Raw genomic sequence first — 26,563 nt, forward strand, 5'->3', positions numbered from 1 at the left:
ACAGCTGCCGTGAAAGTACTGATCGTCGGCGCTGGTCCGGCAGGATCCACCGCCGCGTTCTACCTTGCCCAGGCCGGCCTCGACGTCACGGTGCTTGAGAAGACGAGCTTTCCGCGGGAAAAAGTCTGCGGCGACGGGCTGACCCCGCGCGCGGTCCGGGAGATCCAGAAGCTTGGCCTGCCGCACCCCGAAAGCGAGGGCTGGCGGCGGAACAAGGGCCTGCGGCTCATTGCCGGCGGCCGCACCATAGAACTTCCCTGGCCCGAGGTCTCCGACTTCCCGCAGTACGGCCTGATCCGCACCCGCCTCGGCTTCGACGAGGAGCTGGCCCGGCACGCGCAGTCGGCCGGCGCCGTCGTGCTGGAACGCCACAGCGTCACCGAGGCGCTGCGCTCCGAGGACGGCCGGGTCACCGGCGTCCGCGCCGCGCTGCTTGACGACGCTGGCCGCAAAACCGGCGAAACGCGGGACTATAATGCGGACGTCGTCCTCGCCGCGGACGGGAACTCGACCCGCACCGCCGTCTCGCTCGGCATCCACAAGCGCGATGACCGCCCCCTGGGTGTGGCCGTCCGCACCTACTTTACGAGCCCGCGGCACGACGACGACTGGATGGAAGGCTGGCTGGAGCTTCCGGGCCGCGACGGCAAGCTGCTGCCCGGCTACGGCTGGGTATTCGGCGTCGGCGACGGCACCTCCAACGTGGGCCTGGGCATCCTGAACTCGTCCAAGGAATTCGGCAAGCTGGACTACAAGCAGGTGCTGCGCGAGTGGACCGCCGCGATGCCCGCGGACTGGGGTTTCACGCCGGAGAACCAGGTGGGCGAGATCCGCGGCGCCGCGCTGCCGATGGGCTTCAACCGCACCCCGCACTATTCGCCGGGCCTGCTGCTGTTGGGCGACGCAGGCGGCATGGTCTCCCCGTTCAACGGCGAGGGCATCTCCTACGCCATGGAATCGGCCCGTTTCGCGGCCGAGTTCATCATCGACACCGCGGCGCGCTCCGCCTCGGCGGCCTGGAACGGGGCCGACGCCGACGCCCACCTCGCCGGCTACGCCGACTTCGTAAGGGATCAGTGGGGTTCTCACTTCACCCTGGGCCGGGCCTTTGCTGCCGTGATCGGCAGGCCGGCCGTGATGAAACTGGCGCTCCGGACGGGCATGCCCCTTCCGGTGCTGATGAAGTTCGTCGTCCGGCTGCTGGCCAACCTGACCGACCCCTCGGCCAAGGGGATCGAGGACCGGATGATCCGGGTCCTGGAAGCCCTGGTCCCGGCCACCTCCAATACCCGGCCCGTTCCAGACTCAAATCCGCGGATTCCGCAACAAAAAGTTAGGGTTAACCCGTGACCAACTCTGCAGACCAAAGCTGGACGCACGCCGGACACGGCCTGCCGGGCTCCGAACCCAGCCTCAACACCACCGCCATCGCCACCGGACTGCAGCTGCCGGCCGGTTTTGCGGCCATCGCCGGGGACCCGGAACTCGGCCCGGCCATCACCACGAACCTCGCGCGCGTGGAGAAGAAACTGCGCGAGGCCATCGCCAACTCGGATCCGCTGGCTGACGCAACGTCGCGCCACCTCGTGGAAGCCGGCGGCAAACGCATCCGGCCGCTGCTGACCCTGCTCTGCGCCCACCTGGGTGATGCCTCGCTGCCGGCCGTGGTGCAGGCCGCCGTCGTCGTCGAACTGACGCACCTGGCCACCCTGTACCACGACGACGTGATGGACTCCGCCCCGTTCCGCCGCGGCGCCCCCACCGCGCACGAGGTCTGGGGCAACTCCGTTGCCGTGCTGACCGGCGACCTCATCTTCGCCCGGGCCTCCATCCTGGTCTCCGAGCTCGGTTCGCGGGCGCTCGGCATCCAGGCCCGCACCTTCGAGCGGCTCTGCCTGGGCCAGTTGCACGAGACCGTGGGGCCGCGCCCGGACGAGGACCCGGTGGCGCACTACCTCTCGGTGATCGCGGACAAGACCGGTTCGCTGGTGGCGGCCTCCGGCCAGCTCGGTGCGATCTTCTCGGGAGCGGATGAATCCTACGAGGCGCTGCTGGTGGAGTACGGCGAAAAGGTCGGCGTCGCCTTCCAGCTCGCCGACGACGTCATCGACGTCACCGGCGTCAAGGTCAAGTCCGGCAAGTCCCCGGGCACCGACCTGCGCGAGGGCGTGCCGACGCTGCCTGTCCTGCTGCTGCGCAAGGCCGCGGCCGACGGCGACCAGTCCGCCGTGGAGCTGCTGCAGCTCATCGATGGCGACCTCAGCTCCGACGAGGCCCTCGCCGCCGCCGTCGCCGGGCTGCGCGAACACCCCGTCACCGCCGAGTCCTGGGTTGTGGCGCGGGCCTGGGCCGACGAGGCCATTGCCGCCCTCGCGCCGCTGCCCGCGGGCGTGGTAAAGGATTCGCTGACCAGCTTCGCGCACGCCGTGGTGGACCGCAGCAGCTAGCGGTATCCCGCCTGGGTCTTAAACCGGAATGGCCCCGGTTCCTCACAACGTTACGAGTCGTCCGTTGTGCGGAACCGGGGCCATTTCTCCGTTCGCATCAGATTCACCGGAGGCATTTGGTGACCCATGAACAACTTTATGACAGTCGTGTCATATTGTCTAGTGATTCTGTAAATTGCCTGTCACGGATTTGCTGGGTGGCCGGGGCGGGGGACTCTCCCCGGTTTTGGGCGCCGCGGACCTCGGATTACCGGCAAGTCGCGACGACCCGCCGTCGGGCGTCTCCGAAGTTGGGGAGAAGCAGCCCGCCAGTTGTCCACATAGCAGCCGGGCAGCCTCCCCGCTGTGGGTGTGGGCAGGTCTGCTGGACGCATGGATGTCACGACCTACATGAAATTTGCCGGCTCGGTCGCACGGACCGGAACGCTGCTTCAGGCTGGGTTCTCGGAACGGAGTATCCGCAACTTGCTTACCTCCGGGGAAATACTGCGGTTGCGCCATGGTGTCGTTGCGTTGCCGGGTGCGGCGCCGGACCTGGTGGCCGCAGTCTTGGCTAATGGCTTGCTGTCCTGTGTCTCGGCGGCGGGACACCACAGGATCTGGAGACTCCACGAACCGGCGCAGCTGCACCTTTTCTGCCGCCATGGTTCGGCCTTCGGGGTGGTTGTCCACCGGGGCAGTGTGGTCCCGCCGGAGTTCCCGCGGCCCGTGGCTGGGCTGACGGATACTCTGCTGCACGCCCTGCGATGTCGGCCGCCCATGGAATCCGTGGTCATGGTGGAAAGCGCCCTCCTGCAGGGTCGAACCACTCTCGAATATCTCAGAGGGCATCTTCCCGGCAACCGCAACGGTTCGGCCCGGGCGGCGCTGGAATTGGTGGACGGTTCGGCAGGATCCGCGATCGAAGTTGTAGCCAGGCTCCTGTTCCGGAGCGAAGGGATCTTCACGCAGACCCAGGTCGATCTCCCGGGGATCGGGATCGTTGACTTCCTGCTGGAAGGGTTCCTCATTGTGGAGATCGACGGCGGCACGCATTTGGAACCGGCGCAGGTCAAGAAAGACCGTCGGCGCAACAACGCCAGCACCCTTACCGGGTACGCGGTGTTGAGGTATGGCTACCGGGACGTCGTTTTCAACCCGGAGAAGATCGTCGCGGAAGTGTGGCAGGTGCTGCGCGGCAGGGTCGTCCACTAAATCTCCCCATGTTTGGTCAGCAAGGGCCGCAATGGACCGGCGGTTCTGCGCAACACGCCGGCCGGCCGGCTCAAACCTGGGGAAACTCGGCGCCCCGGGGCGTGGGCAGCCGGGAGGGGGCTCTAGTCCTCGTCCTCTTCGTTGAAGGCCCACTCGAACATGTCGAAGACAAACTCGGAGAAGGTGCCTTCCTCGCTCTTCCACTGGCCGCGGGCGTTGTTGCGGCGGTACACGATCGGGTCCGGGACGCTAAGATCGCCCACACGGAAGCCCCAGGTGAATTGTTCTTCCTCATCCTCGAGGAACATCAGGAAGCCCTCGTCGTCGACCTCAAGTTCCTCGGGGTCCCAGAAGTAGTGGTAGGCCTCCATCAGGTCCTCGCAGCCGCCGAGGGCCAGGTAGAACTCCCGGAGGACCAGCGGGACCTGGAACTGGTGCTCGGCCAGGGCCGCATCCAGCTCGTCTGCCGGCAGCCCGTCCTCTTCCTGCCATTCGTCTTCGAGATACTTCGGAACAAGCGCGCGGAACTTCTCGAGGAACATGTCAGTCATGCTCTTATCCTAGCTAATCCCGGGGTCCACTTTCGGCCGCGTCCAGGCCCAGGCGGTGCCAGCCGCGGACCGCCAGCGGCACGTACCAGTGGCGCCGCCAGGCGGTTACGCGGAAGGCGAAAACCACGGCCGCCACCGCACTCGCCGTCACCGCGGTGAACACCCCGGAGACGGACAACGCCACCGTCAGCGCGGCCCCCGCAAACGCCGGCAGGGCGTAGATGTCCTTGGGGTCGAAGAGCTGCGGCACTTCGTTGGCGGTGATGTCCCGCAGCAAGCCTCCGCCAACCGCCGTCGTGACCCCCAGGAGCACCGCCGCCACCGGGTGCATGCCCGCGGCGAGGGCCTTCAGGCTTCCGGTGATGCAGAACAGGGCCAGCCCGCCGGCGTCGAACAGGACCAGCAGCGAGGTGAAGCGCTGGACACTGGAGAACAGGAAATACACCAACACCGTGGCCAGCAGCGGGGGAGCGAGGTACGCGGGGTTGGTAAAGGCCGCCGGCGGCCCCGCGTTGATGATGATGTCGCGGATGACGCCGCCGCCCAGGCTCACCACGGAGGCCAGCAGCAGGGACCCGACAATGTCGAACTGCTTCCGCGCCGCGAGCAGCGAACCGGAGACCGCGAAGAAGAAAACGCCGGCCAGGTCCAGCCAGACCATAACGAGGCTAAAGGAGAAGGTCATGGGGCGTCCCGGTCGGTTGCAGGGGGCGGATGGGGCGGCTCCAAGGTTACGCTAACGGCTATGAATAGCCCCATCATGATCGCCTGCGCCCACGGCACCTCCAGCACCCAGGGGGCCGCGGAGGTCAATGCCCTGCGGGCCGGGATCGCCGCGCTGCGCCCCGGGCTCGACGTCCGCGAAGCCTACGTCGATGTTCAGGACCCCGAGCTGCCGGCCGTGGTGGCGGGGCTCCCGGCGGGGGAAGCCGCCGTCGTCGTGCCGCTGCTGCTGAGCGTGGGGTACCACGTCAAGGTGGACATCGCCCGGGCCGTGAAGAGCCGGCCGGGCACCCTCGCCGCGGCGCCGCTGGGCCCCGACCCGCGGCTCGCGGCGCTACTGGACCAGCGGCTGCGCGAGGCCGGAGTGACCGACAACGACGCCGTGATCCTCGCTGCCGCGGGATCTTCCGACGCCACCGCCGCGGAAAACGTCGAGGAACTCGCGGGCCAACTGCGCTCGCTCCGTTCCAACCGGATCGTGGCCGCATACGGCGCCTCGGCGACGCCGTCGGTGCCGGACGCCGTCGCCATGCTCCGCGAGGAGGCGGCGGGAGGCGCCGGCGCGGGGCTGTCCGCCGGAGCGGTGGACCTGGGCGGCCGCGTGGTCATCGCCTCCTACCTGCTCGCCCCGGGGTTCTTCCACGACCAGCTCGCCAAGGCCGGTGCCGACCTGATCACCGCACCGCTGCTGCCCTCCCCGGTGCTCGCCGAGATTGCTCTGGCGCGTTATGACGCGGCGGTCGCCGGCAGCGCTTCATGACGAAATGTTGCCCTAGGTGACCCCGCGTTTCTGACCCTTTGTGACGCCATTGCGGCCACCCCTACAGTCGATCCATGACTGATACAGCTCTAGCCGGAGCGTCCCCGGACCAGGCTGACGCAGGCCGCGCCAGACGACCCGCCCGCCCCGCGGCCAAGCCGCACGGGCAGTGGAAAGTGGACGGCACCGCCCCACTGAATGCCAACGAAACCTGGAAACAGGAAGACAACGGCCTCAACGTCCGCGAGCGTATCGAGTCCGTCTACGCCAAGCACGGCTTCGACTCGATCGACGGCACCGACCTGCACGGGCGCTTCCGCTGGTGGGGCCTCTACACCCAGCGCAAACCCGGGATCGACGGCGGCAAGACCGCCACGCTCGAGCCGCACGAGCTCGAGGACAAGTACTTCATGCTCCGCGTCAGGATCGACGGCGGCGCCCTCAGCACCGAACAGCTGCGCGTTATCGGCCAGATCTCCGTGGACTTCGCCCGCGGCTCGGCCGACCTCACCGACCGGCAGAACATCCAGCTGCACTGGATCCGGGTCGAGGACGTGCCGGAAATCTGGCGCCGCCTCGAATCCGTGGGTCTGTCCACCACGGAGGCCTGCGGTGACGTGCCCCGCGTCATCCTTGGCTCCCCGGTCGCCGGCATCGCCAAGGACGAGATCATCGACCCGACGCCGCTGATCCACGAGCTCGCCGAACGGTTCATTGGCGACCCGGAGCTCGCCAACCTGCCGCGCAAATTCAAAACCGCCATCACCGGCCACCCCAGCCAGGACGTCGTCCATGAGATCAACGACGTCGCCCTGGTGGGACTGGTCCACCCCGAGCTCGGTGCCGGCTACGACCTCTGGGTGGGCGGCGCCCTCTCCACCAATCCGATGCTGGGCAAGCGGCTCGGCGCCTTCGTCCGGCCGGACCAGGCCGCCGACGTCTGGCTCGGAGTCACCAGCATCTTCCGCGACTACGGGTACCGGCGGATGCGCACCAAGGCCCGGCTGAAGTTCCTGCTGGCCGACTGGGGGACGGAGAAGTTCCGCCGGGTCCTCGAAGACGAATACCTCGGCTACAAACTCTCCGACGGTCCCGCGGCGCCTAAGCCCGCCACCCCCGGCGACCACGTCGGTGTGCACGAGCAGAAGGACGGCAAGTTCTTCATCGGTGCCACCCCGGTGGCCGGCCGGCTCTCCGGCAGCCAGCTTGTGAGACTCGCCGACACCCTGGAGGCCCGCGGCTCGCAGCGGCTGCGCACCACGCCGCACCAGAAGCTCGTGGTCCTCGACGTGCCCAAGGACGAGGTGGAACCGCTCGTGGCCGAACTAGACGCCCTCGGCCTCTCCGCCCGGCCGTCGGTGTTCCGCCGTGGCACCATCGCCTGCACCGGCATCGAGTTCTGCAAGCTCGCCATCGTGGAAACCAAGGTCACCGCCGCCACCGCCGTGGCCGAGCTGGAACACCGCCTCGCCGACCTGGTTGAGACTAAGCAGCTTCCGCAGGCCCTGTCGCTCCACATCAACGGCTGCCCCAACTCCTGCGCCCGGATCCAGACCGCGGACATCGGCCTCAAGGGCATGATGCTTCCCACGCCCGACGGCGACCCCACCCCGGGTTTCCAGGTCCACCTGGGCGGCGGGCTGGCTTCGGACAGCCGCGAGGAAGCGGGTCTGGGACGCACGGTGCGCGGTCTCAAGGTCACAGCCGAAGAGCTGCCCGACTATGTGGAACGTGTGGTCCGCAAATTCGTGGCCGACCACGTCGAGGGCCAGACCTTCGCCGAGTGGGCCTTCGCCGCCGATGAAGGTGATCTGCAATGACGGCCGCCCTCCGTTCCCGCGACGAGCTCAAGGCCCTCGCCAAGACCGGCGCCGCCGAGCTCGGCTGGGACGCCCCGGCCGGCGAGGTCATCGCCTGGGTGGCCCGCAACTTCGAGCTGCCAGCTGTCGCCGTCGCCTGCTCCATGGCGGACGCGGTCCTCCCGGCGCTGGTCGCGGACCAGCTCCCCGGCGTCGACGTACTGTTCCTCGAAACCGGCTACCACTTCCCGGAAACCCACGCCACCCGCGACGAAGTGGCCGCGAGCCTGCGCGTCAACGTCGTCGACGTGCTGCCGGAGACCACCGTGGAGCAGCAGGACCGGCTCCTGGGCAAGGACCTCTTCGCCCGCGACCCCGCCCAGTGCTGCGCCCTGCGCAAGGTGGCGCCGCTGCGCCGCACCCTCGCCGGCTACGAGCTCTGGTTCACCGGAGTCCGCCGCGACGAGGCCCCCACCCGCACCAACACCCCGCTGGTCACCTGGGACGAAGCCAACGGCCTGGTCAAGGTCAACCCGGTGGCGGCCTGGAGCTTCGACCAGCTGGTGCAGTACTCCGATGACAATCTCCTGCCCGTCAACCCGCTGCTTACCCAGGGCTACCCGTCCATTGGCTGCCGGCCCTGCACCCGCAAGGTGGCGCCCGGCGAGGACCCCCGCGCCGGACGCTGGGCAGGAACCGACAAGACAGAATGCGGACTACACGTATGAGCACTCAAATCACCAACGAGGACCTGGAGCTGTCCGGGACGGACCATGACGCTACTGAGACGCCGATTGCCGCCCCGGGAGTGGCATCGGGCCTGTCGGAGCCGCGCGCTGGGCTGATCGAAGATCAGCCGCGCGGCGCAGGGGCGGGGGCGGCAATCGGCGTCGCAGCGCCGGCCCGCCTCTCGTCCCTGGACACGCTCGAGTCCGAGGCCATTCACATCATCCGCGAGGTGGTTGCCGAGTTTGAGAAGCCGGCGCTGCTTTTCTCCGGCGGCAAGGATTCTGTGGTGATGCTGCACCTGGCTACGAAGGCGTTTTGGCCCGGGAAGGTGCCGTTCCCGGTGCTGCATGTGGACACCGGGCATAACTTCCCGGAGGTGATCGCGTTCCGTGACCGGACGGTGGAACGGCTGGGCCTCAGGCTCGTCGTCGGCAGTGTCCAGGAGTTCATCGACTCGGGCGAGCTGGCCGAACGCGCGGACGGAACCCGCAACCCGCTGCAGACCGTGCCGCTGCTGGACGCGATCCAGCGCAACAAGTTCGACGCCGTCTTCGGCGGCGGCCGCCGGGACGAGGACAAGGCCCGGGCCAAGGAACGGATCCTGAGCCTGCGCGACGAGTTCGGCCAGTGGGACCCCCGCAACCAGCGCCCCGAGCTGTGGAACCTCTATAACGGCCGGCACACCGTGGGCCAGCACGTCCGCGCGTTCCCGATCAGCAACTGGACCGAACTGGATGTGTGGCGCTACATCGAGCGCGAGAACATCGAGCTGCCGGGCCTGTACTATGCCCACCAGCGCGAGGTCTTCGCCCGCGACGGCATGTGGCGCGCGGTCGGTGAGGTCTCCCGGCCGCGCGAGAATGAGCAAGTCATCACCAAGACGGTCCGCTACCGGACCGTCGGCGACATGTCCTGCACCGGCGCCGTGGAATCCGCGGCCGCCACCGTTCGCGACGTCGTCATTGAAGTCGCAGCCTCCACCATCACCGAACGTGGGGCCACCCGGGCCGATGACCGGATCTCCGAGGCCGCCATGGAAGACCGCAAGAAGGACGGCTATTTCTAATGAGCACCACCGCAACTGTGCCTGAATCCGCCGCAGCAAGCCTCGGGCTCTCATCCGCTTCACTGTTCAGGTTCGCGACTGCCGGCTCGGTCGACGACGGCAAGTCCACCCTGGTGGGCCGGCTGCTGCACGACTCGAAGGCGATCCTTTCCGACCAGCTCGACGCCGTTGCCCGCACCTCCGCGGACCGTGGCTTCGGCGGGGCCGGCGCAGCCGGTGTTCAAGCGATTGACCTCGCGCTCCTGACCGACGGCCTGCGTGCCGAACGGGAACAGGGCATCACCATCGACGTCGCCTACCGCTATTTCGCCACAGACCGGCGCAGCTTTATCCTCGCGGACTGCCCCGGGCACGTGCAGTACACCAAGAACACCGTCACGGGCGCGTCCACCGCGGACGCCGTCGTCGTGCTCATCGACGCCCGCAAGGGTGTCCTGGAGCAGACCCGGCGGCATCTGTCAGTGCTGCAACTGCTGCGTGTGGCCCACGTGGTCGTGGCCGTGAACAAGATCGACCTGGTGGATTTCAGCGAGGACGTGTTCCGCGGGATCGAGGCCGACGTGCAGATGGTCGGCCGCGAACTGGGGCTCGGCGCCGATGGCATCACCGACCTCCTGGTCATCCCCGTTTCCGCGCTCGACGGCGACAACGTCGTCGACCGCTCGGACCGCACCCCCTGGTACCGGGGCCCGGCGCTGCTGGAGGTCCTCGAGACGCTGCCCGCCGCCGACGAACTCGAAAGCCACCTGGAGAGCTTCCGTTTCCCGGTCCAGCTGGTCATTCGGCCGCAGGGTGCACTGGCGCCCGACGCCGTCGCCGGCGGACTCGACGTCGAGAATTACCGTGACTACCGGGCCTACGCCGGACAAATCACCGAAGGCTCGGTACAGGTGGGGGATCAGGTCAGTGTCCTGACCCCGGGCCAGGCGCCGCGCACCACCACCGTCACCGGGATCGACTTTGCGGGCCGCGGACTTACCGAGGCCGTGGCACCGCAGTCCGTAGCGCTCCGGCTCGCGGACGAGTTCGACGTCGCCCGCGGCGACACGATCGCGGCCGCGGGGCCCGCCGGGGGCGAAATACCGGGCTCCTCCGCCGACCTGTACGCGGCGCTGTGCTGGCTCTCGCCCAAGCCGCTCCGCGAGGGCGCGAAGGTCTTGGTGAAGCACGGCACCCGCACGGTCCAGGCCTTGGTCCGCAACGTGACGGGCAAGCTGGACCTCGCCAACTTCCAGCTTGAGCCCACCAGCACGCTCGAGCTCAATGACATCGGCCACGCCCAGCTCCGGCTCGCAGCGCCGCTGCCGCTGGAAAACTATCTGCACCACCGGCGGACCGGGGCCTTCCTGGTGATCGACCCGCAGGACGGCAACACGCTTGCCGCCGGCCTCGTCAAGGACCACCCGGGCGACCACGAGGACGAGCGCTACTCGATCTGAGGCGCGCACCGGTCCGGGACGCCGTCCTGCTGTCCTAGGCTTTGCGATAGCTCAAACCGGCGCCCTTGGATACCCTGCTGAGTAGAGGCGCTGCGCGTTGATCCGAGGGGGAGCGGTTGGAAGACCATGATTCCGTTGTTGCCAGGTCCCTGGAGCAATACAGTGTTCTGCTGCCCCGGCTGAATGCGGCTTCGGACGCGATCGGGGATGCCATCCGCGCCCGGCTCCGCGACGATGGTCTCAACCACCACACCGTGCAGGCCCGGGTCAAGGACCCAGGCTCGGTCAAGGAAAAGCTGGACCGCCTCACCGCCGACGGCAGATTCAAATACGAGCGCGGGCTCGAGCAGCTCGATGACCTCATCGGTGTCCGGATCATCATGTTCCTGGAACCCGACATCGCGGACGTTGCCACGGCGCTGAAGGGGCAATTCGACTGCCGCGAGGACGACGACAAGACCAGCTCCCAGCGGCGGAACGGCCAGATCGGTTACGCCGGCCGGCACCTCATCCTCGAAGTCCCTGCCGGCAACGTGCCGGTGGGCTGCCACACGTTCATCGGGGAGCGCTTCGAAGTCCAGATCCGGACGGTGCTGCAGCACGCCTGGGCGGCCTTCGAGCATGACATCCGGTACAAGGGACTCGCGGAGGCCAACGCGGAAGTGGACCGGGCGTTCACCATGGCGTCGACCCTGATCGAACTCGCCGACGCCCAGTTCTCGGCAATCAACGACATCGTCAAACGCCGCCAGGCCGAAAGCACGGCCGAGTTCGCCGCGAATCCCGCCACCGAGCTCACCGGGGACATCCTCCACGACATGCTTGCGCGGCTGCTCCCCGAACACCCCCGAAGCCAGGCCCGGCAGTACGGCTGGCTGGGGGACGTGCTGGCGGCCAATGGGGTGCGGACCGTGGCCGACGCCGAGGAGCTGTTCGGTGCCGCCGACTGGTCCGGCGTGGCGAAGCGGATGGACTATAAATTCCCCGCCGGCCACGTCCGGATTGCCGACGACTTCCTGCTCAAGACGTGGGGAACGGACTACATTGCGCGGACCAAGTCCCTGGGCGGCGACCCCAAACGGGAGGCGAAGCTGACGTACCGGCTGGAGCGGATGCAGGACTGAGCCTGCCGCACCCGAAACAATCAGGTGCCCGGCGGCCGGTACTTGATCTGCTCGGCCTTGGCCAGTGCTTCCATTGTTTCGTCGACCGTCAGGAGCACGGTCGTCTCGAAGGAGCTAAGTGCGCCGCCTCCGCTGATTGCGAGTGCAACGGCGGCCATGGATACGTTGTCCGGCGCCTCCCACAGGTTGTAGCCGTCGTGGGAGCCAAAGGCATACCAGAAGCCGTGGAGCTTCCCGCCCACCGATTCGATGTAGGCCTGGGCGGCCTTCCTGCGGTCCTCCGGTTTGCTGATCAGTCTCGCCCAAGTCTCGGGTGTGTAGCTGAACTTCGACAGATAGAGGGGCATCGTCTCGTCCTTTCCTGCGTGTCCCGGTTCAGTAAGAATGGCAGTCGGCTGTGTGGCCAGCAATGGCCGCGGGGCTCGTCAAAGCCGGCCAAGTCGCCGCAACGGTCGTCCCTTGCCACCCGGCCCCCGGCGGACCATCATCGTCGTGGGAGGGCAGAGCGTTGGAAGCCATCAACAGCCGTCTCTTCAGCTGGGCATCGATCCTGGACGACGAGACCCGCAGGCAGGCCCTCGCCACGGCCCAGTTGCCCATCATCTACCCGCACCTGGCGCTGATGCCGGACGCCCACCTGGGCAAGGGGGCCACCGTGGGCTCCGTCATCCCCACCGTGGGCGCGATCATCCCGGCCGCCGTGGGCGTGGACATCGGTTGCGGCATGATCGCCGTCCGCACCCAGTATGCGCACAAGGAGCTGCCCAGGGACCTGCAGCGGCTGCGCGAGGCAATCGAGCGCGCCATTCCCTTGTCCGCCGGCCACTTCAACCGCAGGATCTCCGCCACCGCCGGACCCCGGCTCGCCGAGTTGCGGCGGCTGGCGGCGAAAGCGGGCTTTGACCCGGCCAAGTACGCGGCGAACTGGGAGCTGCAGCTTGGCTCGCTGGGCTCGGGCAACCACTTCATCGAGGTGTGCGTGGATGAGAACGCCGCGGTGTGGCTGTTCCTGCATTCGGGCTCCCGCGGGGTGGGCAACAAGATCGCGCAGCGGCACATCGCCGAAGCCCGGAGCATGGCCCTGCGCCGGCACATCGCCCTGCCGGACCGGGACCTGGCCTACCTCGAGGAAGGCACCCCCGAGTTCGTCCGGTACCTCCGGGAACTGCGTTGGGCGCAGCACTTCGCCTTGCTGAACCGTGAGGAAATGATGGACCGGGTGGTCCAGCAATTCGAGTCCTGGGTCGGCGGCCCGGTCCGGGAACTCGAACGGATCAACTGCCACCACAACTTCACCGCGCAGGAAACGCATTACGGTAAGTCCGTCTGGGTCTCGCGCAAGGGCGCGATCAGAGCCCAGGCCGGGGATCCCGGGCTGATTCCCGGGTCCATGGGCACGGCGTCCTACATCGTCGTCGGGCGGGGGAACCAGGCGTCGCTGAACTCCGCACCGCACGGCGCCGGCCGGGAGTATTCCCGCACCGCCGCGCGGAAAGCGTTTTCGCTCGCGCAGCTGAAGACCGCCATGCAGGGCATCGAATTCCGGCCCCGCGAGGCCTTCATCGACGAGATCCCGGCCGCATACAAGCCCATCGACCTGGTGATGCGCGACTCTACTGACCTGGTCAGGGTGCGGCACAAGCTCCAGCAGCTCGTGAACATCAAAGGCGACTGAGCCCCGGCCGGGTGCGAATGCAGGCTCCGCATATGACGCTGCATGAACTTGCGTGACCCCGGGTTTCCGCACCATTGAACCCGGTTCGTGACCCTCCCTAGGGTGAGTCCATGACTACTCCGGAACGGTTCAACAGCCCCTTCCTCAGGGCACTCCAGGGGCGATGTCGCCGGCGCTGACCACCCGCCCGGCCCACCCGCACCCCACGAACAGGATCCTCCCATGTCATCCACGCCCAAGAACCCCACCCCCGGCACCACCCGGATCGTCGCCGGCGAATCGGCCAAGCCGAAACGCAGGCGCACCGTCGAAATCGGCGTCGCCGTCGGCCTCGCCCTGCTGATCGGCGCCGGCGCAGCCGTCGCCTCGACGGTGTCCCGCACCAACGACGCCGGTGCAGCACCGGCCGCCGGCACCGCCCCGGCGGCGGAACTGCGGCTCGGCTACTTCGGCAACATCACCCACGGCCCGGCCCTGATTGGCGTCACCAAGGGGTTCATCGCCAAGGAACTGGGCCAAACCAAACTCAGCACACAGGTCTTCAACGCCGGCCCCGCCGCGATCGAAGCGCTCAACGCCGGCGCGATCGACGCGACCTACATCGGCCCCAACCCGGCGATCAACTCCTACGTGAAGAGCAAAGGCGAATCCATCAGCATCATCGCCGGCGCCACGGCCGGCGGTGCGCAACTGGTGGTCAAACCCGGCATCAACTCGGCCGCCGACCTCAAAGGCAAGACGCTCGCCTCGCCGCAGCTCGGCGGCACCCAGGACGTGGCCCTGCGCGCCTGGCTCGGCCATCAGGGGTTCAAGACCTCCACAGACGGCAGCGGCGACGTCACGATCAACCCAACCGAGAACGCCCAGACCCTCAAACTCTTCCAGGACGGCAAGCTCGACGGCGCCTGGCTGCCGGAGCCGTGGGCGTCACGCCTGGTGCTCCAGGCCGGCGCGACGGTCCTGGTCGATGAGAAGGACCTGTGGGAGAAGGGCGAGTTCGTCACCACCGTCCTGATCGTCAACAAGACGTTCGCGGCCGAGCACCCGGCCACCGTGCAGGCGCTCCTCAAGGGCCATGTTGAATCCGTCGACTGGCTGAACGCGGCTCCCGCCGCCGAGAAAGCCACCGTCCTCAACGACGCACTCAAGGCAGCCGCCGGCAAGGCGCTGCCGGCCGACGTCATCGACCGGTCCCTGAAAAACATCGTCTTCACCACCGACCCGCTCGCCGGGACCTACAAGAAACTGCTCCAGGACGGCGTCGACGCCGGAACCACCAAGCAGGCTGACATTAACGGCATCTTCGACCTCACGTCGCTCAACAGTGTCCTGGGCGAGACTGCGGCCGGCAAAAAGATCTCCGCCGGAGGGCTAGGCAAGGACTAGCTCCCTAGCCTCCAGCCACCCGCCACAACAGTAAGGACCCGACCATGCCAGTCGTACTGGAAAACCTGGGCAAGCGCTTCGGCGACGGCGCCCCGGTACTGGACGACGTCAATGCCGCCATCGGGCAGGGCGAATTCGTCGCCCTGCTCGGTGCGTCCGGCTGCGGCAAGTCCACCCTGCTCAACATCATGGCGGGACTGGAAGCCCCGACGTCGGGCGCGCTCGAAGTGCCCAGCGACGGCGCGGCGTTCATGTTCCAGGACGCGGCACTCTTCCCGTGGCTGACCGCGCGGGAAAACATCGAGCTGGCCCTGAAGCTGCGAGGCATCGGGAAAGCCGAGCGCAGGATCCGGGCGGGGGAGCTGCTGGACCTGGTGCACCTGGGCGGCGCCGGCGGCAAACGGCCCCACGAACTCTCCGGCGGGATGCGCCAGCGGGTATCCCTGGCCCGTTCCCTGGCCCAGGACCGGCAACTGCTCCTCATGGACGAGCCCTTCGCGGCCCTGGACGCGATAACCCGCGACCTGCTCCACGACGAACTGGAACGGATCTGGAAGGAAACCGGCCGCACCATCGTCTTTGTCACGCACAACGTCCGGGAAGCCGTCCGCCTGGGCCAGCGCGTGCTGCTGCTCTCCTCCCGGCCCGGCCGCGTGGTGCGCGAATGGCAGGTCAGCGAGGAACACCGCACCGACGCCGGCCTGGCCGGCCAGCTCACCGGCGAAATTACCGCCCGGCTGCGAGAGGAAATCCGTCGCCATGCCAAATAGCCAACTTCCCGTGGCGGTAGCTCCGGCCGAGACCCGCAAGGTCACCGCCGCCCTGACCCGTTCCTCCAGCGGAAAGGAAGACCTGCGCGAGCTCGAAGCAGGCCTCGATTCCCTGCAGTCCGACGCCCTGCGCAGGGCCCGTATCGACTGGGGCCGGATCCTGCTGCCGGTGGCTGCGCTCGCGGTGCTGGTGATCCTCTGGCAGTTGTACGTATCCCTCGGTTTCAAGCGGCGCGACGTCGTGCCCGGGCCGCTGGATGTCATCGGCCAGGTCGGCACCCTCTGGAGCGAAGGCAAGCTGCAGGAGGCTGTCTGGACCTCGCTGCAGCGCGGCGTGCTGGGCTTCCTGATCAGCGTGGTCATTGCCACGCCGGTGGGGCTCGTGCTGGCGCAGGTGGCACCCTTGCGGCGCGCCTTCGGGCCGCTGATCTCGGGCCTGCAAGTCCTGCCGTCTGTGGCCTGGGTGCCGGCCGCCATTCTTTGGTTTGGGATCACTGATGCCACCGTGTATTTCGTGGTGTTCATGGGTGCCATCCCGTCGATCATCAACGGGCTGGTCTCGGGCGTCGACCAGATTCCACCGCAGTACCGCAGCGTCGGAAAAGTACTGGGCGCTTCCCGACTCCAGTTGGCCCTGCAGATCATCCTGCCGGCGGCCCTGCCGGGCTACCTCGGCGGCCTCAAACAGGGATGGGCGTTCTCCTGGCGCTCGCTCATGGCCGCGGAAATCATCGCCGTTGGCGGCACCATCGGCTTCGGCCTCGGCTCGATGCTGGACCAGGGCCGCGTCCTCTCCGACATGACCATCGTCATGTCCGCCATCCTGCTGATCCTCGGCGTCGGGATCCTGATCGAACTGCTGGTGTTCGCCCCGATCGAGAAGCGCCTGCTCCGCCGCCGCGGCCTCCTCGCCGGTAGCACCCGTTAGGTCTCTGGCGCCCCAGACTGAACAAGAAAGCCCGACGGCGAGTATCGCCGTCGGGCTTTCTGGTGTCCAGTGCCGCTGTTGTCTGCCTTACTCCGGAGGCCTACACTCACGGCTATAGGCCGGGCTGCCGGCCAAACCATCCCAATTCCAAGGAGGTAGCCGTGGCACCGAAATTTGGAGTGCTGGCACTGGTCGAAGCGAAAGCGGGGAAGGAACAGGAAGTCTGGGACTTCCTCAACGGCGGCAGGGAGATCGTGCTCACCGAGCCGGGCACAAGGACCTGGTACGCGTTCCGGGTCAACGAGAACACCTTCGGCATTTTCGACACTTTTGACACCGAGGAGGACCGGCAGGCCCACCTCAACGGGGCCATTCCTGCGGCCCTCGGCCAACACGGCCCGGAGCTGCTGGCCAAGGATCCGGACATCAAACTGGTGGATGTCATTGCGGTGAAGTAGAGGCGAGGGCTATTCAGAACTCGGCGCCTCACCCCAACATCGGCGGCCCCCCGCCAGCCGGAGGGGCCCCAGGTTACGCCCCGTTACCCTGCGTGAACGGGTGTTTCCGCACCGTTGTTCCGCTCTCGGACGCCGCCCTATCGTCGATGCATGGCAATTCAGGACATTTACCCCACCGCGCTGCGCCTGCTCGGCCGGCCCGTGCTGGTCGTAGGCGGCGGACCCGTCGCCGCACGCCGCGCCAGGGGACTGCTCGACGCCGGCGCCCGAGTCACCGTCGTGGCGCCGCTTGCCTGCCCGGCCCTGAACGACCTGGCCGACGCCGGGCTCCTCAGCTGGCAGCCCCGCCCTTACCGCAGCTCCGACGTCGACGGCGTCTGGTTCGTCCAGACCGCCACCGGTGACGCCGGCGTGGACGCGCAGGTCGCCGCCGACGCCGAGGCGCAGCGGATCTGGTGCGTCAACGCCTCCGACCACGAGGCCTCCGCCGCCTGGACGCCGGCCGTCGCCGTCGTGGATGACGTCAAGATCGCCGTCAACGCCGGGGGAGACCCGCGCCGGGCGATGGCCCTGCGCGACGCCGTCGCCACCGCCCTGGCGGCCGGAGACCTGCCGCTGCGCCGACACCGCGCTTCGGGCACGGGCCCAGGCGCCGGGGACGGTACGGTGGCGCTCGTGGGCGGCGGGCCGGGCGATACCGGACTCATCACCGTCCGCGGCCGGCGGCTCCTGGGCCAGGCCGACGTCGTCGTCGCCGACCGGCTCGGCCCGCGTGAGCTCCTGGGCGAACTGGCCCCCGACGTCCGCGTGATCGAAGTCGGCAAAACCCCCGGCCACCACCCGGTCCCGCAGTCCGAAATCAACCGGATCCTCGTCGACGAAGCCCTCGCCGGCCACCGGGTGGTTCGGCTAAAGGGCGGCGACCCCTACGTCCTCGGCCGCGGCGGCGAGGAAGCGGAATTCTGCCGGCAGCACGGCGTCGAGGTTGAAGTGGTGCCCGGCGTCACCTCGGCGATCTCCGTCCCCGCCGCCGCCGGGATCCCGGTCACGCACCGGGGCCTCGCCAAGGGCTTCAGCGTAGTCACCGGCCACGAGGAGCTTTCCGAGGTGCCCGCCCGCTCCGACCACACCGTGATTCTGCTCATGGGCGTGGCACAACTGCGCGATTCCGCGGCCTCGCTGGAACGCGCCGGTTTGCCAGCCGGGACGCCTGTTGGCATCGTAGAGAATGGATACCTGCCCAACCAGCGGGTGACCATCGGAACGCTCGAAACCATCGCGGACCAGGCGGAGGCAGCAGGCGTCGCGAATCCTGCCGTGATCGTGATCGGCGACGTGGTCCGCGTCAGCCCGTTCGCGCCGTCGCACTTTAAGACCGCGGACTACAGCACCACCTCCCCGAACGCCCCGCGCGTCGCCGCCCGCTAGTTTCACCCGCAGCACCCGGATCGAACCAAAGGAACACAGCCGTGTCAACGAACACCCCTGTAGGAACCGCCGCCCGCCCGCTGCGCGTCGCCGTCGTCGGCTCCGGCCCCGCCGGCGTCTACGCCGCGGACATCCTGACCAAAAGCGAGGCCGTCAAGAGCGGCGAGCTCACCGTCAGCATCGACCTCTTCGACCGCTACCCGGCGCCCTACGGGCTCATCCGCTACGGTGTGGCGCCGGACCACCCGCGGATCAAGGGGATCGTGAACGCCCTGCACAAGGTCCTGGACCGCGGCGACATCCGGTTCTTCGGCAACGTGGACTACGGCACGGACCTCACACTCGAGGACCTCCGGACCCACTACGACGCCGTCATCTTCGCCACCGGCGCCATCAAGGACGCGGACCTGAACATCCCGGGCATCGAGCTTGAGGGATCCTACGGCGGGGCCGACTTCGTCTCCTGGTACGACGGGCACCCGGACGTGTCCCGCGGCTGGCCGCTGGAGGCCAAGGAAATCGCCGTGATCGGCAACGGCAACGTGGCCCTGGACGTCGCCCGGATGCTCTCCAAGCACGCCGATGACCTGCTGGTCTCCGAGATCCCGGACAACGTCTACCGCGCGCTGAAGGACTCCCCGGTCACCGACGTGCACGTCTTCGGCCGCCGCGGCCCGGCGCAGGTGAAGTTCACCCCGCTGGAACTGCGCGAACTCTCCCACTCCAAGGACGTCGATATTGTCCTCTACCCGGAGGACTTCGAGTTCGACGCCGAATCTGACCGCCAGATCCAAAGCAACAACCAGACCAAGACCATGGTGGGCACGCTCACCAACTGGATCGCCGAGCAGCCGGAGGATCTCTCCGAGCTCACCGCGTCCCGCCGCCTGCACTTGCACTTCCTGCACAGCCCGGTCGAGATCTTCGACGACGCCGCCGCCCCCGGCCGCGTCGCCGGCATCAAGTTTGAGCGCACCGAACTGGACGGCACGGGCAACGCCCGCGGCACCGGCGAGTTCATCGACTACCCGGTCCAGGCCGTCTACCGCGCCATCGGCTACTTCGGTTCGGCCCTGCCCGAGGTCGAGTTCGACCACAGCAAGGGCGTTGTCCCGAACGACGGCGGCCGCGTGCTGGACGCCTCCGGAGCCCACGTGCCCGGCATCTACGCGACCGGCTGGATCAAGCGCGGCCCGGTGGGCCTGATCGGGCACACCAAGGGTGACGCCCTGGAAACCGTGACCTACCTGCTGGAGGACCGCGGCAGCCTGCCGCCGGCGGCGGCACCGGCGCCGGAGGCGATCGTCGGACTGCTGGAAGACCGGGGCGTGCAGTTCACCAGCTGGGAGGGCTGGCTGGCCCTGGACGCGCACGAGCGGTCCCTCGGCGAAAAGGCGAGCGCCGGCGCGGGCAGCGTCCAGCGCGAACGCATCAAGGTGGTCCCGCGCGAGGACATGGTGGAGATCTCCCGCGGCGGAGTCGCTGCGGAGGTCTAAGCGGCCGCCTCACAACTGCAACGCGGGGTCACATCGCGCCCAAAATCCCCTCCGGGACGGGCGCGAAGTGACCCCGCGTTGGTTGTTAACGGCGCATTCCCGGCGGGTAGTCAGTAGGCTTACCGTCATGGACACTGCCAGGCACCCAGGATCCGGCCGATGAGGCTCCGTCACAGCAACGCGTCCGGCCGCGGCTACCGCCGGGTTCCCGCCGGGAGCGGGTTCAGCTACAAGGACCTGGACGGGTCGACCCTTCCGGCCGGCCCGGTGCGGGAGCGGCTGGAAAGCATCGGGATACCGCCGGCCTGGACCGACGTCTGGATCGCGCCGTATGAGAACGGGCATATCCAGGCCACCGGGGTCGACGCCGTCGGCCGGCGCCAGTACATCTACCACCCAAGCTGGCGGGAGCGGAAGGACCGGCTGAAGTTCGACCGTTCGCTCCAACTCGCGGAAACCCTGCCGTCGGCCCGCCGCCTGGTGACCTTGGACCTGCGCTCCGAAGGCCTGACGCGGGAGCGCGTGCTCGCGGCCGCCTTCAGGATGCTGGACAGCGGATCGCTGCGCGTGGGCTCCGAGCGGTACACCAACGAGAACGGAAGCCACGGACTGGCCACCCTGCTCTGCGCCCACGTGAACGTGCGCAAAGACGAACTCCGGCTCAGCTTCCCGGCCAAGAGCGGCAAGACCTGGGAGTCCCGGATCGACGACGCCGACCTCGCCGCCGTCGTGCGCTCGCTCAAGCGCCGCGGCGGCAACGCCCGGCTGTTGGCCTACAAGAACGGCCGCAGCTGGCATCCGGTCACCAGCGCCGAGATCAACGAGTACGTCAAGGAACGAACCGGCGCGGACTTCACCGCGAAGGACTTCCGCACCCTGCGCGGCACCGTCGCGGCGGCCGTGAGCCTGGCGAAGAGCGGCCCGCAGGCCAAGGTCTCGGCCCGGAAGCGCGCCGTGAGCCGCGCCATGGTCGACGCCGCGGCGGTGCTGGGCAACACGCCGTCGATCGCCCGAAAGAGCTACGTCGATCCGCGCCTGCTGGACCACTTCGCGGCGGGGGAGACCATCGATCCGAAGCGGCTGGATTCGGCCGAATCGGAGATCCGGGCGCTGCTGTACCAGGAGGGTGCGGTCGTCCCGCTGCGCTGACCGGTGTGACGCTCAGGACCCGGCGCGTCAGAACTCGGCGTTGATGAATCCGATGATTATCGCCGTCCACCAGCACGCCTGCGAGATAACCAGGCAGACCAGCAGGTGGGTCCGCTGACCGGCGCTTAGGCCCCGGAACGGGGTTTCCGGAGGAAGATGAACCAGCCGCCGCATCAGCGGGATCAGCATGATGCCGTTCAGACTGAGAACCAGCACGGCGGCCAGTTTGACGTCTGTCATCGGGTTGGTCAGGTGCGGGTTCAGGAACACGCCGGTGGCCAGCAGGCCGGCGAGACCGGCCCAGATCAGCGGCGTGGCAGCGCCGTCGAGCCGGATGGTTTCAGCCAGTTTGCGGCGGCCGACAAGCCACAGGAAGCCGTGCCAGTCGACCAGGATGATGGCGCCGAAAGACACCACCAGGGACAGGACGTGCAGGACGACGGCCAGGTCGTGGGCGTAGCCGCCCACCCGGACCGCCGTGGACATCGTGACCGAAAGCAGCCACGCCACTGCCGCCGCCGCGGACAGGACGATCACCAGGCGCCGGGTGGACCGCTCGGACTCACGGTGGCGCCGGATGGTGCGCCTGCTGACTGGGACGTAGCTCATGGCCATACCTCGAAGAACCGACCACCGGGGGCGTGCGCGGCACTTGTCGGAAGAGAAGGGAACGCCGTGCCGGGTAGCTAAAACGATATCCCCGGCTCCGCTCGGCAACAAGGGAGGAAACCTGCGCTACATCCGGCCGAACCGGGCGCGGATCAGGGCGAAAACCCCGTAGGCCATAAACCCTGCGCCAATGGCCAGCAGCAAGTATGGCCCGAACGGGTGGTGCTGCAGCGCCTTGAGGCTTCCGTCCAGCCCGGTGGACGAGCCAGGGTCATTGGTGGCCGCGGCCATCACGAACAGCAGACCGGTCAGGACCAGCGCCAGGCCTTTGGCCACGTGGCCGGCCACGCCCAGGCCGCTGATGAGGTGGCCGCGGTGCGTGCCTTCGAAGTGGCGCAGCTCCTCCTTGAACTTCTTGCCCAGGCCCTTGACCACGAAGAAAACGCCGATCCCACCCACGGTCAGTCCCAGTCCGATCAGCAGTGGTGCGCCCAGCGGCCGGTTCATCAGGGCTTCGCTGAAGGCCGCGGTGGAATCCCCCGAGTCGCTGCGGAAACCCAGGGCGAAGCTGGCAAAGGTGAAGCCGACGCTGCCGTAGGCGATGGCCAGGAAGCCCGAGGAGACCAGCTTGCCCAGCCGTTCGCCGCGGGGCAGGTGCCTGGCCCGCAGGGTCGCCTCGCTCAGCTGCCACAAGGCGAGTCCGGCGCAGCCGGTGAAGCAGAGCCACAACACCGCCGGACCCCAGGGGTTGGCGGCGAGCTGCTCGATCGCTCCGGTGGGCTCGGCTTGGCCCGGCGCCCCCAGGACCAGCGCGACGGCGATCACGCCGATGACAATGTGGAGCAACGCCATCACAGCGAACCCCCACCGCGCGACGACGTCGAGCACCCTGCTGTTTGAGGCGGCCTCTGCGGCATCGGCGGCTTCGCCGATGCCAGCCGCGTGGCGCGGCACGGCCTGCCCTTGCGGGAGCTCCCTGCTGATTTCTTCCATTGCTTCGAGCTTACGCGTAACGGATCGGCTGCCTGGAAGCTCCGTCCGGCGGTCGGCGGCCCGAAACCGGGACTACCAACTTGTTGGTAAGTGTGCTTACTATGTCCGGGGTGCGGCGTCGCATGTGGCCGCACCATTCCGGATTCGAATTCACACGATAGGAAGCTCACCATGGCAGGTAATCTTGTTGCCCGATCCATCCACGACCTGACCGCCGGCGCGTGGTTTGGCGGTTCGCTGATGGGCGCCATCGGGCTGAACGGCGCGACGGCGGAGGCCAAGGATCCCGCCGAGCGCACCCGTCTGTCCAGCCTGGGCTGGAAGAAGTGGGCCCCGTACCAGACGGCCGCATTCGGCGCGCACTTCCTTTCCGGCCTCGCCATCATGTGGGAGAACAAGGGCCGGATGACCAAGCAGGACGGCGTGACCCGGCTGAGCATCTACAAGTCGATCGTCACCCTGGCCGGTGCAGCCGTGACCCTGTACGCCGGACTGCAGGGCGCGAAGGTGGACAAGCTCGCCGCCGAGGGTGCCGAGGGCGCCACCGAGCCCAAGCCGGGCGCCTCGGAGGAACTTCGCTCTGCCCAGCAGCAGCTGAAGATCCTGCAGTGGGCCATCCCGGTCTTCGCAGGCTGGGTGATCGTCCTGGGCGCCAAGCACGGCGAAATGCAGCGGCCGAAGAACGTCTTCAAGGGCCTCTCCCGCTAGCCGCGCTGGTTCCACTCCGACGCGGGGTCAGAACGTTCCCACGGCAGTTGCCGGATGGGCGCGGTCTGACCCCGCGTTGTTGGTGGCGGGTGCGTCAGCGCGGCTGCCGGGCGCTGAGCCGCTGCACGGCCAGCGCCAGCCAGAGCTGGACCCGGTCCGCGGTCTGCGCCGGGTCGTAGCCGGTCAATTCGGTGATTTGCGCCAGCCGGTAGCGGACCGTGTTGCGGTGCAGGGTGAGCTCCTCGGCGACGGCGGCGACCGAACCGTTGTTGCTCAGGTAACTCTCCAGTGTGGTCATCAGTTCGGCGCCGTGCGCGGCGTCGAAGTTCCGGAGCGGGTTCAGCGACTCGTTCGCCATGTCCGCCAGCGGAACGTCCTCGCTGGCCAGCAGCAGCGAGGTCAGGCTCAGCCGCTCCGGCTCGTTGACCGGCAGTCCGTGGCTGGCGGCGTCGCGGGCCTCGAAGTAGCTCCAGCGCAGGCCGTTCGGCTTCGTGTACGCCCCGCCGATGCCGATCGTGGCGTGGATGCCCGCCTCGGCGAGGTGGTCGCTGAGGCTCCGGGCCAGGGCGCCGGCGCCGCTGCCGTCGTCGTGCACCAGCACCACTAGGTCCTTGCCGACGACGGCGGTCACCGCCGCCGCCAGCGGCTGAGGCAGCGAGGAGCTGCCCAGCTGCTTGGCGTGGGCGGCCGATTCCGCCAGCAGGACCACGTTCTTGCGGGTGCTGTTGACGCCGATGCCGGCGAGCCGGCGGGTGGCTTCGGTGGCATCGAGGGTCCCGTGGATCACGTCCTCAAGCACTTGCCCGGCCAGGGCGCGCTGCGACTGGCGTTGCTTGACCATGTTGTTGAGCTCGACGCTGATCAGGTTCTGCGCATAGCCGATGATTCCGGAGTCTTCGAACGGGTGCCTGACCCACAGTGTGCAGGCGTCGCGGCGGCCGGTCGGGATCGGGTACGAGGCCCAGCCGTCCGCCGTGGGGGAGGGGTTGCCGGCGGCGCTGTTGTAGAGCTGCGCGGTGAACTGGGTCAGGACGATCTCGGTGCGCAGCATGGAGCCGAGGTGCCTGAGCAGCTCGGCGAGGCCGCCGCCGGTCAGCAGGGCGCGGGCCAAGACCTGGTGCCCCGCGATCAGGCGCTCCAGCTTGGCGTAGTGGTCCGCGGACTGGGCGTCGGCCACGAGCTTGCCGATGGCGATGAAGGGTGTCTCGTAGGGCACTTCCACCACCGGAAGGCCCCAGCGGTTGGCCTCGGCGATCAGGGCCGGCGGCACCGCGTCGTGTGTCAGCCCGATCCCGAAACCGATGCCCACGGCGCCGGCGCGTTGGACCTGGCGGACGAAGCGGCGCTGCTCCGGGGCGGTCCTGAGCCGCATCCCGGTGGTGAGGACCAGTTCCCCGCCGTTGAGGAAGCGGTGCGGGTCTTCCTGCTCCGTCACCGCGACCCAGTGGATGTCCTGGTGCCAGGTGGTCTCCGCGAGGCCCGATTTCGTCAGCTTGAGGGACGGAACCCCCAGCAGGGCCGCGAGTGAAATTGCCATGGAATCAGGATAGCCGGGGGCTGGTCAACCGCACTAAAGTCGCGCTGCTTCGGTGTGCAGCTGCCTATTCCCTGCCTTGCGTGCCTGGCATAGGCTCGGAGCAGTCGCAGATCCCCTCATACCTGCCTTTCCGAGGCCAGCACGAAAGAGGTTGTACACCGTGGTTCAAACCTTGCAGAACTTCATCAACGGCGAGTTCGTCACCCCCGCCGGGACGGCCCTGCTGGACATTGTCAATCCCACCAACGGGGAGGTGGTGGCCAAGTCGCCGGTCTCGGTGCAGGCCGACGTCGACGCCGCCATGACCGCCGCGAAGGACGCCTTCGCCAGCTGGAAGCACGTCACCCCCGGCCAGCGCCAGCTCATGCTCCTCAAGCTCGCCGACGCCGTCGAAGCCAACAGTGACGAACTCGTCGAGGCCCAGCACCGCAACACCGGCCAGGTCCGCTCCCTGATCGCCGCCGAGGAGGTTGCCGCGGGGGCAGACCAGCTGCGCTTCTTCGCCGGTGCCGCCCGGATCCTGGAGGGCAAGTCCGCCGGTGAATACCTCGAGGGCCACACCTCCTACGTGCGCCGCGAACCGATCGGCGTCGTAGCGCAGGTTGCCCCCTGGAACTACCCGTTCCTGATGGCGATCTGGAAGATCGGCCCCGCACTGGCCGCCGGCAACACCGTGGTGCTCAAGCCTTCCGACACCACGCCGGAATCCACCCTGGTCCTGGCCCGCCTCGCCGGCGAGATCCTCCCCGCCGGCGTGCTCAACGTCGTCCTCGGCACCGGCGAGACCGGCGCCATGATGGTGGAGCACAAGGTCCCGGGCCTGGTCTCAATCACCGGTTCCGTCCGGGCCGGCATTGCTGTCGCCACCGGCGCCGCCAAAGGGCTCAAGCGCGCGCACCTGGAGCTCGGCGGCAAGGCACCGGCGATCGTGTTCAAGGACGCGGACATCAAGAAGAGCGCCGCGGCCATCGCCGAGTTCGCCTTCTTCAACGCCGGCCAGGACTGCACGGCAATCACCCGGGTCCTGGTCGAGGATTCCGTGCACGACGACGTCGTCGCCGCCATGGTAGAACACACCAAGACCCTGCACACCGGCTCGCAGAACGACGAAGACAACTACTTCGGCCCGCTGAACAACGTCAACCACTTCAACGCGGTCACCGACGTTGTGGAGCACCTGCCGGCGAACTGCAAGATTGAGACCGGCGGCCACCGGGCGGGGGAGAAGGGCTTCTTCTTCGAGCCCACCATTGTCACCGGCGCCAAGCAGACCGACGACATTGTCCAGAAGGAGACGTTCGGCCCGGTCATCACGGTGCAGAAGTTCAGCACCGAGGCCGAAGCGATCGAGCTGGCCAACGACGTCGAATACGCCCTCGCCTCCAGCGTCTGGACCACGGACCACGGCACCGCCATGCGGGTCAGCCGCGACCTGGACTTCGGTGCCGTCTGGATCAACACCCACATCCTGCTCACCGCCGAGATGCCGCACGGCGGCTTCAAGCAGTCCGGCTACGGCAAGGACCTCTCGATGTACGGCGTCGAGGACTACACCCGCATCAAGCACGTCATGAGTGCGCTCGATGCCTGACGC

Annotated in this window: 25 protein-coding genes and 1 pseudogene; 20 read left to right on the top strand and 6 right to left on the bottom strand. The window is 68.1% G+C overall.

Annotation, left to right across the window (positions count from 1 at the left end):
- The first annotated feature begins 9 nt into the window (after positions 1–9).
- The 4 genes and pseudogenes from AB4Y91_RS02040 (at position 10) to AB4Y91_RS02055 (ending at position 3,641) form a co-directional block, all read left to right on the top strand.
- A complete protein-coding gene (locus AB4Y91_RS02040) occupies positions 10–1,350 on the top strand; it encodes a geranylgeranyl reductase family protein (protein WP_441416908.1) in 1,341 nt (446 codons plus the stop codon).
- Complete coding sequence (locus AB4Y91_RS02045) at positions 1,347–2,447, top strand: polyprenyl synthetase family protein (protein WP_441416909.1); 1,101 nt, start codon at positions 1,347–1,349, stop codon at positions 2,445–2,447. Before AB4Y91_RS02040 ends, AB4Y91_RS02045 begins: the two co-directional genes overlap by 4 nt.
- 390 nt (positions 2,448–2,837) lie before the next feature.
- Positions 2,838–2,954 (top strand): annotated as a pseudogene (locus tag AB4Y91_RS02050) (type IV toxin-antitoxin system AbiEi family antitoxin domain-containing protein); the annotation flags it as partial.
- Positions 2,955–3,221: 267 nt separating this feature from the next.
- Positions 3,222–3,641: an endonuclease domain-containing protein gene (locus AB4Y91_RS02055; protein ID WP_441417834.1), complete on the top strand. Its 420-nt coding sequence runs from the start codon at positions 3,222–3,224 to the stop codon at positions 3,639–3,641.
- 122 nt (positions 3,642–3,763) lie between these two features.
- Here the strand turns inward: AB4Y91_RS02055 and AB4Y91_RS02060 are convergent, their stop codons facing one another.
- On the bottom strand, positions 3,764–4,192 hold the full coding sequence (locus AB4Y91_RS02060; RefSeq protein ID WP_175321387.1) for a hypothetical protein: 429 nt from the start codon (positions 4,190–4,192) through the stop codon (positions 3,764–3,766).
- Between the two features lie 13 nt (positions 4,193–4,205).
- Entirely contained in the window at positions 4,206–4,877 is a 672-nt protein-coding gene (locus AB4Y91_RS02065; protein WP_441416910.1) for a trimeric intracellular cation channel family protein, read from the bottom strand.
- A gap of 60 nt (positions 4,878–4,937) precedes the next feature.
- On the opposite strand from AB4Y91_RS02065, the gene AB4Y91_RS02070 reads away from it, so the two are divergent.
- The 6 genes from AB4Y91_RS02070 (at position 4,938) to AB4Y91_RS02095 (ending at position 11,832) form a co-directional block, all read left to right on the top strand.
- Positions 4,938–5,675 carry a sirohydrochlorin chelatase gene (locus AB4Y91_RS02070; protein ID WP_441416911.1) on the top strand — a complete coding sequence of 246 codons (738 nt, stop codon included), beginning with the start codon at positions 4,938–4,940 and terminating at the stop codon, positions 5,673–5,675.
- A 74-nt stretch (positions 5,676–5,749) separates the two neighbouring features.
- A complete protein-coding gene (locus tag AB4Y91_RS02075) occupies positions 5,750–7,495 on the top strand; it encodes a nitrite/sulfite reductase (protein WP_441416912.1) in 1,746 nt (581 codons plus the stop codon).
- Entirely contained in the window at positions 7,492–8,202 is a 711-nt protein-coding gene (locus AB4Y91_RS02080) for a phosphoadenylyl-sulfate reductase (protein WP_441416913.1), read from the top strand. The genes AB4Y91_RS02075 and AB4Y91_RS02080 overlap by 4 nt, the downstream gene beginning before the upstream one ends.
- Complete coding sequence (gene cysD / locus AB4Y91_RS02085; RefSeq protein ID WP_441416914.1) at positions 8,199–9,269, top strand: sulfate adenylyltransferase subunit CysD; 1,071 nt, start codon at positions 8,199–8,201, stop codon at positions 9,267–9,269. The genes AB4Y91_RS02080 and cysD overlap by 4 nt, the downstream gene beginning before the upstream one ends.
- Positions 9,269–10,708 (top strand): sulfate adenylyltransferase subunit 1, encoded by a 1,440-nt coding sequence (locus tag AB4Y91_RS02090; RefSeq protein ID WP_441416915.1) that lies wholly within the window; start codon positions 9,269–9,271, stop codon positions 10,706–10,708. The genes cysD and AB4Y91_RS02090 overlap by 1 nt, the downstream gene beginning before the upstream one ends.
- Positions 10,709–10,824: 116 nt before the next feature.
- Positions 10,825–11,832: a GTP pyrophosphokinase gene (locus AB4Y91_RS02095; RefSeq protein ID WP_441416916.1), complete on the top strand. Its 1,008-nt coding sequence runs from the start codon at positions 10,825–10,827 to the stop codon at positions 11,830–11,832.
- A gap of 20 nt (positions 11,833–11,852) precedes the next feature.
- Here AB4Y91_RS02095 and AB4Y91_RS02100 read toward each other — a convergent pair whose 3' ends face one another.
- Entirely contained in the window at positions 11,853–12,179 is a 327-nt protein-coding gene (locus AB4Y91_RS02100; protein ID WP_441416917.1) for a GYD domain-containing protein, read from the bottom strand.
- 161 nt (positions 12,180–12,340) lie between these two features.
- On the opposite strand from AB4Y91_RS02100, the gene AB4Y91_RS02105 reads away from it, so the two are divergent.
- The 8 genes from AB4Y91_RS02105 to AB4Y91_RS02140 all read left to right on the top strand — a co-directional run bounded on the left by AB4Y91_RS02105 (position 12,341) and on the right by AB4Y91_RS02140 (position 21,122).
- Positions 12,341–13,507 (top strand): RtcB family protein, encoded by a 1,167-nt coding sequence (locus tag AB4Y91_RS02105; protein WP_441416918.1) that lies wholly within the window; start codon positions 12,341–12,343, stop codon positions 13,505–13,507.
- A 222-nt stretch (positions 13,508–13,729) separates the two neighbouring features.
- A complete protein-coding gene (locus AB4Y91_RS02110) occupies positions 13,730–14,893 on the top strand; it encodes an ABC transporter substrate-binding protein (protein ID WP_441416919.1) in 1,164 nt (387 codons plus the stop codon).
- Positions 14,894–14,937: 44 nt separating this feature from the next.
- Positions 14,938–15,663, top strand: coding sequence for an ABC transporter ATP-binding protein (locus AB4Y91_RS02115; protein WP_441416920.1), 726 nt, complete (start codon positions 14,938–14,940; stop codon positions 15,661–15,663).
- Positions 15,653–16,591, top strand: coding sequence for an ABC transporter permease (locus AB4Y91_RS02120; RefSeq protein WP_441416921.1), 939 nt, complete (start codon positions 15,653–15,655; stop codon positions 16,589–16,591). Before AB4Y91_RS02115 ends, AB4Y91_RS02120 begins: the two co-directional genes overlap by 11 nt.
- A 161-nt stretch (positions 16,592–16,752) precedes the next feature.
- Complete coding sequence (locus tag AB4Y91_RS02125) at positions 16,753–17,049, top strand: putative quinol monooxygenase (RefSeq protein ID WP_441416922.1); 297 nt, start codon at positions 16,753–16,755, stop codon at positions 17,047–17,049.
- 150 nt (positions 17,050–17,199) lie between these two features.
- Positions 17,200–18,477, top strand: coding sequence for a uroporphyrinogen-III C-methyltransferase (gene cobA / locus AB4Y91_RS02130; RefSeq protein WP_441416923.1), 1,278 nt, complete (start codon positions 17,200–17,202; stop codon positions 18,475–18,477).
- Positions 18,478–18,518: 41 nt separating this feature from the next.
- Positions 18,519–19,973 (top strand): FAD-dependent oxidoreductase, encoded by a 1,455-nt coding sequence (locus AB4Y91_RS02135; protein WP_441416924.1) that lies wholly within the window; start codon positions 18,519–18,521, stop codon positions 19,971–19,973.
- Between the two features lie 159 nt (positions 19,974–20,132).
- On the top strand, positions 20,133–21,122 hold the full coding sequence (locus tag AB4Y91_RS02140; RefSeq protein WP_441416925.1) for a DNA topoisomerase IB: 990 nt from the start codon (positions 20,133–20,135) through the stop codon (positions 21,120–21,122).
- A gap of 27 nt (positions 21,123–21,149) precedes the next feature.
- Here the strand turns inward: AB4Y91_RS02140 and AB4Y91_RS02145 are convergent, their stop codons facing one another.
- Together AB4Y91_RS02145 and AB4Y91_RS02150 are read right to left on the bottom strand one after the other, a co-directional pair.
- Entirely contained in the window at positions 21,150–21,731 is a 582-nt protein-coding gene (locus tag AB4Y91_RS02145) for a hypothetical protein (protein WP_441416926.1), read from the bottom strand.
- A gap of 126 nt (positions 21,732–21,857) precedes the next feature.
- Complete coding sequence (locus AB4Y91_RS02150) at positions 21,858–22,724, bottom strand: DUF1206 domain-containing protein (protein WP_441416927.1); 867 nt, start codon at positions 22,722–22,724, stop codon at positions 21,858–21,860.
- A 171-nt stretch (positions 22,725–22,895) separates the two neighbouring features.
- On the opposite strand from AB4Y91_RS02150, the gene AB4Y91_RS02155 reads away from it, so the two are divergent.
- Positions 22,896–23,432 carry a hypothetical protein gene (locus AB4Y91_RS02155; protein WP_441416928.1) on the top strand — a complete coding sequence of 179 codons (537 nt, stop codon included), beginning with the start codon at positions 22,896–22,898 and terminating at the stop codon, positions 23,430–23,432.
- A gap of 94 nt (positions 23,433–23,526) precedes the next feature.
- Here the strand turns inward: AB4Y91_RS02155 and AB4Y91_RS02160 are convergent, their stop codons facing one another.
- Positions 23,527–24,969 carry a PucR family transcriptional regulator gene (locus AB4Y91_RS02160; protein ID WP_441416929.1) on the bottom strand — a complete coding sequence of 481 codons (1,443 nt, stop codon included), beginning with the start codon at positions 24,967–24,969 and terminating at the stop codon, positions 23,527–23,529.
- A gap of 160 nt (positions 24,970–25,129) precedes the next feature.
- Here AB4Y91_RS02160 and AB4Y91_RS02165 point away from each other — a divergent pair, with 160 nt between their 5' ends.
- A complete protein-coding gene (locus AB4Y91_RS02165) occupies positions 25,130–26,560 on the top strand; it encodes a gamma-aminobutyraldehyde dehydrogenase (protein WP_441416930.1) in 1,431 nt (476 codons plus the stop codon).
- Positions 26,561–26,563: the final 3 nt, after the last annotated feature.

The organism is Arthrobacter sp. YAF16, from assembly GCF_052113385.1.
Lineage (GTDB): Bacteria > Actinomycetota > Actinomycetes > Actinomycetales > Micrococcaceae > Arthrobacter.

Excerpts from the sequence above, each read along its gene's own strand:
- AB4Y91_RS02110 (WP_441416919.1), top strand. The coding sequence starts at position 13,730 with ATGTCATCCACGCCCAAGAACCCCACCCCCGGCACCACCCGGATCGTC.
- AB4Y91_RS02155 (WP_441416928.1), top strand. The coding sequence starts at position 22,896 with ATGGCAGGTAATCTTGTTGCCCGATCCATCCACGACCTGACCGCCGGC.
- cysD (WP_441416914.1), top strand. The coding sequence starts at position 8,199 with ATGAGCACTCAAATCACCAACGAGGACCTGGAGCTGTCCGGGACGGAC.
- AB4Y91_RS02120 (WP_441416921.1), top strand. The coding sequence starts at position 15,653 with ATGCCAAATAGCCAACTTCCCGTGGCGGTAGCTCCGGCCGAGACCCGC.
- cobA (WP_441416923.1), top strand. The coding sequence starts at position 17,200 with ATGGCAATTCAGGACATTTACCCCACCGCGCTGCGCCTGCTCGGCCGG.
- AB4Y91_RS02070 (WP_441416911.1), top strand. The coding sequence starts at position 4,938 with ATGAATAGCCCCATCATGATCGCCTGCGCCCACGGCACCTCCAGCACC.
- AB4Y91_RS02115 (WP_441416920.1), top strand. The coding sequence starts at position 14,938 with ATGCCAGTCGTACTGGAAAACCTGGGCAAGCGCTTCGGCGACGGCGCC.
- AB4Y91_RS02080 (WP_441416913.1), top strand. The coding sequence starts at position 7,492 with ATGACGGCCGCCCTCCGTTCCCGCGACGAGCTCAAGGCCCTCGCCAAG.
- AB4Y91_RS02160 (WP_441416929.1), bottom strand. The coding sequence starts at position 24,969 with ATGGCAATTTCACTCGCGGCCCTGCTGGGGGTTCCGTCCCTCAAGCTG.
- AB4Y91_RS02145 (WP_441416926.1), bottom strand. The coding sequence starts at position 21,731 with ATGAGCTACGTCCCAGTCAGCAGGCGCACCATCCGGCGCCACCGTGAG.
- AB4Y91_RS02060 (WP_175321387.1), bottom strand. The coding sequence starts at position 4,192 with ATGACTGACATGTTCCTCGAGAAGTTCCGCGCGCTTGTTCCGAAGTAT.
- AB4Y91_RS02075 (WP_441416912.1), top strand. The coding sequence starts at position 5,750 with ATGACTGATACAGCTCTAGCCGGAGCGTCCCCGGACCAGGCTGACGCA.
- AB4Y91_RS02065 (WP_441416910.1), bottom strand. The coding sequence starts at position 4,877 with ATGACCTTCTCCTTTAGCCTCGTTATGGTCTGGCTGGACCTGGCCGGC.
- AB4Y91_RS02055 (WP_441417834.1), top strand. The coding sequence starts at position 3,222 with ATGGTGGAAAGCGCCCTCCTGCAGGGTCGAACCACTCTCGAATATCTC.
- AB4Y91_RS02140 (WP_441416925.1), top strand. The coding sequence starts at position 20,133 with ATGAGGCTCCGTCACAGCAACGCGTCCGGCCGCGGCTACCGCCGGGTT.
- AB4Y91_RS02100 (WP_441416917.1), bottom strand. The coding sequence starts at position 12,179 with ATGCCCCTCTATCTGTCGAAGTTCAGCTACACACCCGAGACTTGGGCG.
- AB4Y91_RS02150 (WP_441416927.1), bottom strand. The coding sequence starts at position 22,724 with ATGGAAGAAATCAGCAGGGAGCTCCCGCAAGGGCAGGCCGTGCCGCGC.
- AB4Y91_RS02090 (WP_441416915.1), top strand. The coding sequence starts at position 9,269 with ATGAGCACCACCGCAACTGTGCCTGAATCCGCCGCAGCAAGCCTCGGG.